At 71.2% G+C, this 4,264-nt stretch carries 3 protein-coding genes; 2 read left to right on the top strand and 1 reads right to left on the bottom strand.

The window, feature by feature from the left end:
- A partial coding sequence (locus tag ACESL7_RS13505) for a M1 aminopeptidase family protein (RefSeq protein WP_372893832.1) occupies positions 1 to 822 on the top strand: 822 nt, incomplete at its 5' end.
- Positions 823 to 1,029: 207 nt separating this feature from the next.
- On the opposite strand, the gene ACESL7_RS13500 is transcribed toward ACESL7_RS13505, so the two are convergent.
- Complete coding sequence (locus ACESL7_RS13500; RefSeq protein ID WP_372893831.1) at positions 1,030 to 1,905, bottom strand: hydrogen peroxide-inducible genes activator; 876 nt, start codon at positions 1,903 to 1,905, stop codon at positions 1,030 to 1,032.
- A gap of 180 nt (positions 1,906 to 2,085) precedes the next feature.
- Here ACESL7_RS13500 and katG point away from each other — a divergent pair, with 180 nt between their 5' ends.
- The gene (gene katG, locus ACESL7_RS13495; protein ID WP_372893830.1) at positions 2,086 to 4,260 is read left to right on the top strand and encodes a catalase/peroxidase HPI; all 2,175 of its coding nucleotides are present in this window, start codon (positions 2,086 to 2,088) and stop codon (positions 4,258 to 4,260) included.
- The last annotated feature ends 4 nt before the right edge of the window (positions 4,261 to 4,264 follow it).

The following is a 4,264-nucleotide window of genomic DNA, read 5'->3' as shown; positions in this document are numbered from 1 at the left end:
GCGGCGCTCCGGCGCTTCTGGGACGAGAACCGGGGCGGCGCGGCGGGGTGGGCCGATCTGCGCAGCGCCGTCGAGGCGGAGGCGGGCGCGGAGCTCGGCTGGTTCTTCGATCAGTGGCTCGACCGGCCGGGCCTGCCCGCGGTGCGGCTGGAGCGCTCCGAGGTGTCCGAGACGGCCGAAGGGTACAGGGTCAGGGTGACGCTGACCCAGCCGGCGCCGGTCTGGCGCCTGCGGGTGCCGGTGCGTCTGGAGACCGCGGACGGCGCGCAGCGGCACATCGTCGAGATGCGCGGGCGGCAGGGGCAGGCCACGCTCACCAGTGACGCGCAGCCGCAGGCGCTCACCGTCGATCCGGGCTTCGACGTGGCGCGGCGCCTCCTCGACGGGGAGTTGGCGCCGACGCTCCGCGATGCGCGGTCGGCCGAGCGTGTCGCCGTGCATCCGGCGGGCGAGTCGGTCGCCGAGGCGCTGATCGGGCCGGAGGCCGCGCGCGTCGACTGGAACGGAGACGGACCGGCCGACGCCGATGCGGTCGTCGTCGCGGGCGCCACCGCCGATGTCGCCGCGCTCCGCGCGCGGCTCCTTCCCGGCGCGCCGCCGGAGCAGGCGGAGGCCGGCCGGGCGCGGGCCTGGGTCGAGCGGGACGCGGAGGGGCGCACGTGGCTCTTCGCCTCCGCGGCAGACCCGGAGACCCTGCCCGAGGCGCTCCGGACGTTACGGTATTACGGCGGTGCGAGCTACGTCGTGACCGGGGCGGAGGGCCGACCCCGGAGCGGCCGCTGGCCCGTCGAGACGAGCCCGATGGTCGTGCGCTTCGACTGACGGGCGTCTCGCGCGGCCCGGCCGACGCCGCCGGAGACGGCATCGACAAGCCCGCCCGTGCGCTCGGACGGCCCGTGAGGTCTGCCGCCGCTGTCCCTGCTCGGCGCAGCGGCCAGGACCGAAAAGACGGGGCGCCGGGCTGCGTGGCGGGCAGCCTGCCCGTGCAGCCCGGTCCGGGCGCGCGGCCCACCGGTCCGGCCGCCGCGCTCACCGGAGTTCGCCATGCGCCGCGCGGAGAACCTCGCCCAGCCGGGTGAAGGCAGCCTCGCGCGGGGAGGTGCGGCGCCAGACGAGCGCCACCTTGCGCGGGCGCGCCTCGGGCAGGGGGGTAAGCTGTACCGGCTGCCCCGCCGCCACCCCCGCGCGCACCGCGAGATCCGGCAGGAGCGTCGCGCCGAGCCCCTCCGCCACCATCGCCGTGAGCGTCGGCAGGCTCGTCGCCTCGAAGCTCTCGTCGCGCTGCAGGCGGCGCTTCGGCATCGAGGCGAGCGCATGCTCCTGCAGGCAGTGTCCCCGTTCCAGCAGCAGAAGGCGCCCGGCCTCCAGCGTGTCGTCGGCCGAGGCGCCGGGCGGCGTGGCGAGGTGATAGCCGTCCTCGAAGAGCGGATGCACGGCGAGGCCGCCGGTGTCGTAGGGCAGGGCGATCAGCGCGAGGTCGAGCCGACCGGAGGCCACGCCGTCGATCAGGCTGTCGGTCATCTCCTCGCGCAGGAAGAGGCGCAGGGCCGGGAACCGCGCCCGCAGCAGCGTCAGCGCGCGCGGCAGCAGGAAGGGGCCCACCGTCGGGATCGTGCCGAGGCGCAGATCGCCTTCCTCGGGCTTGAGATGCGCGGTGGCGAGGTCCTCGATCTCCTGCGCATCGGTCAGGAGCTTGCGACCGCGCGTCGCGATCTCGGTGCCGAGCGCGGTCATCACGACCGAGCGGCGGTCGCGCTCCACGAGCCGCACGCCGAGCCGGTCCTCGAGTTCGCGCAGCCCGGCGCTGAGTGTCGGCTGCGTGACGTGACAGCGCCGCGCGGCGCGCGAGAAGCTCAACTCGTCGGCCACGGCGACGAGGAAGCGGAGATGGCGGAGCGTGATCATGTGCGGCGGTGTCCGGAGGGTGAGTTATAGAGATTTACGATAAGAGTGATCGTTCTTTTCGACTTCCGTCAATAAGAGAAACTTGCTATGCAGGTGGCGTCAAGGGGCCGGTCCCGAGCGGCGACACGCGCGCCCGGTGGCCGGCCCGCTGCACCCGTTATCCTGAGTGGAGAAACCGACATGGACGGAAGCGACGCGCCCGACGGCAAATGCCCGGTGATGCACGGGGGGCTCACGGAAATCGGCACCTCGAACATGGAGTGGTGGCCGAACGCCCTGAACCTCGACATCCTGCATCAGCACGACCGCAAGACGAACCCGATGGGCGAGGCCTTCGACTACCGCAAGGAGGTCCGTGAGCTGGACTTCGACGCGGTCAAGGCCGATCTCAAGGCGCTGATGACCGAAAGCCAGGAGTGGTGGCCGGCCGACTGGGGCCATTACGGCGGCCTGATGATCCGCATGGCGTGGCACGCGGCCGGCTCCTACCGGATCGCCGACGGCCGCGGCGGCGGCGGCACCGGCAACCAGCGCTTCGCGCCGCTGAACTCCTGGCCGGACAACACCAACCTCGACAAGGCACGCCGCCTGCTCTGGCCGATCAAGAAGAAGTACGGCAACCGGCTGAGCTGGGCCGACCTCATCATCCTCGCCGGCAACGTCGCCTACGAATCGATGGGCCTGAAGACCTACGGCTTCGCCTACGGCCGCGAGGACATCTGGCACCCCGAGAAGGACGTCTACTGGGGCTCCGAGAAGGAGTGGCTCGCGCCGTCCGACAGCCGCTACGGCGATCTCGAGAACCCGGCGACGATGGAAAACCCGCTCGCCGCGGTGCAGATGGGCCTGATCTACGTGAACCCCGAGGGGGTGAACGGCCAGCCCGATCCGCTCAAGACCGCCGAGCAGGTGCGCGAGACCTTCGCGCGGATGGCGATGAACGACGAGGAGACCGTCGCGCTGACCGCGGGCGGCCACACCGTCGGCAAGTGCCACGGCAACGGCGACGCGACCGAGCTCGGCCCCGACCCCGAGGCCGCGGACGTGCACGAGCAGGGCCTCGGCTGGAACAACCACGTCTCGCGCGGCGTCGGCCGCGACACGGTCACCAGCGGCATCGAAGGCGCCTGGACCACGCATCCGACGCAGTGGGACAATGGCTACTTCTATCTTCTGCTCAACTACGAGTGGGAGCTGCGGAAGTCGCCCGCCGGTGCATGGCAGTGGGAGCCGGTCGACATCAAGGAAGAGGACCGGCCGGTTGACGTCGAGGATGGCGTGACGCGCCTCAACCCGATCATGACCGACGCCGACATGGCCATGAAGATGGACCCGGCCTACCGGAAGATCTCGGAGAAGTTCTATAACGACCCCGAGTACTTCTCGGAGACCTTCGCGCGCGCCTGGTTCAAGCTCACGCACCGCGACATGGGCCCGAAGGAGCGTTACATCGGCCCCGAGGCCCCCGACGAGGACCTGATCTGGCAGGATCCGGTGCCGGCCGGCGCGACCGACTACAACATCGGTGGCCTCAAGGCGGCGATCGCCGAGAGCGGGCTGTCCGTGGCCGACATGGTCGCGACCGCCTGGGACAGCGCGCGCACCTTCCGTCAGTCCGACATGCGCGGCGGCGCCAACGGCGCGCGCATCCGCCTCGCGCCCCAGAAGGACTGGGAGGGCAACGAGCCCGAGCGGCTGGCCCGCGTCCTCTCCGTGCTCGAGCCGCTGGCCGAGCGTTTCGGGGCGAGCGTCGCGGACACCATCGTCCTCGCCGGCAACGTCGGCATCGAGCAGGCGGCCGGGGCGGCCGGTTTCGACGTGGAGGTGCCCTTCGCGGCCGGCCGCGGCGACGCCACCGAGGAGATGACCGACGCCGCGTCCTTCGAGCCGCTGGAGCCCGTCGCCGACGGTTTCCGCAACTGGCTGAAGAAGGACTACGTCGTTCAGCCGGAGGAGCTGCTGCTCGACCGCACGCAGCTTCTGGGCCTCACCGCACCCGAGATGACGGTGCTGGTCGGCGGCATGCGTGCCCTCGGCGCCAACCACGGCGGCACGGCGCATGGCGTCTTCACCGAGCGGGCCGGTGCTCTGACGACGGATTTCTTCGTCAACCTCACCGACATGGCCTACAAGTGGGAGCCCGTGGCCGAGAACCTCTACGAGATCCGCGACCGCAAGACCGACGCGGTGAAGTGGACGGCGACGCGCGTCGATCTGGTCTTCGGCTCGAACTCGATCCTGCGGGCCTGTGCCGAGGTCTATGCGCAGGACGACAACCAGCGGAAGTTCGTGGAGGATTTCATCGCCGCCTGGACGAAGGTGATGAACGCCGACCGCTTCGACCTCGAAGCCTGAGGCG

The organism is Rhodosalinus sp. (assembly GCF_041685465.1).
Taxonomy (GTDB): domain Bacteria; phylum Pseudomonadota; class Alphaproteobacteria; order Rhodobacterales; family Rhodobacteraceae; genus Rhodosalinus.
Note: the sequence above shows the minus strand (reverse complement) of the source record. Positions and strands in the feature narration are given on the sequence as shown.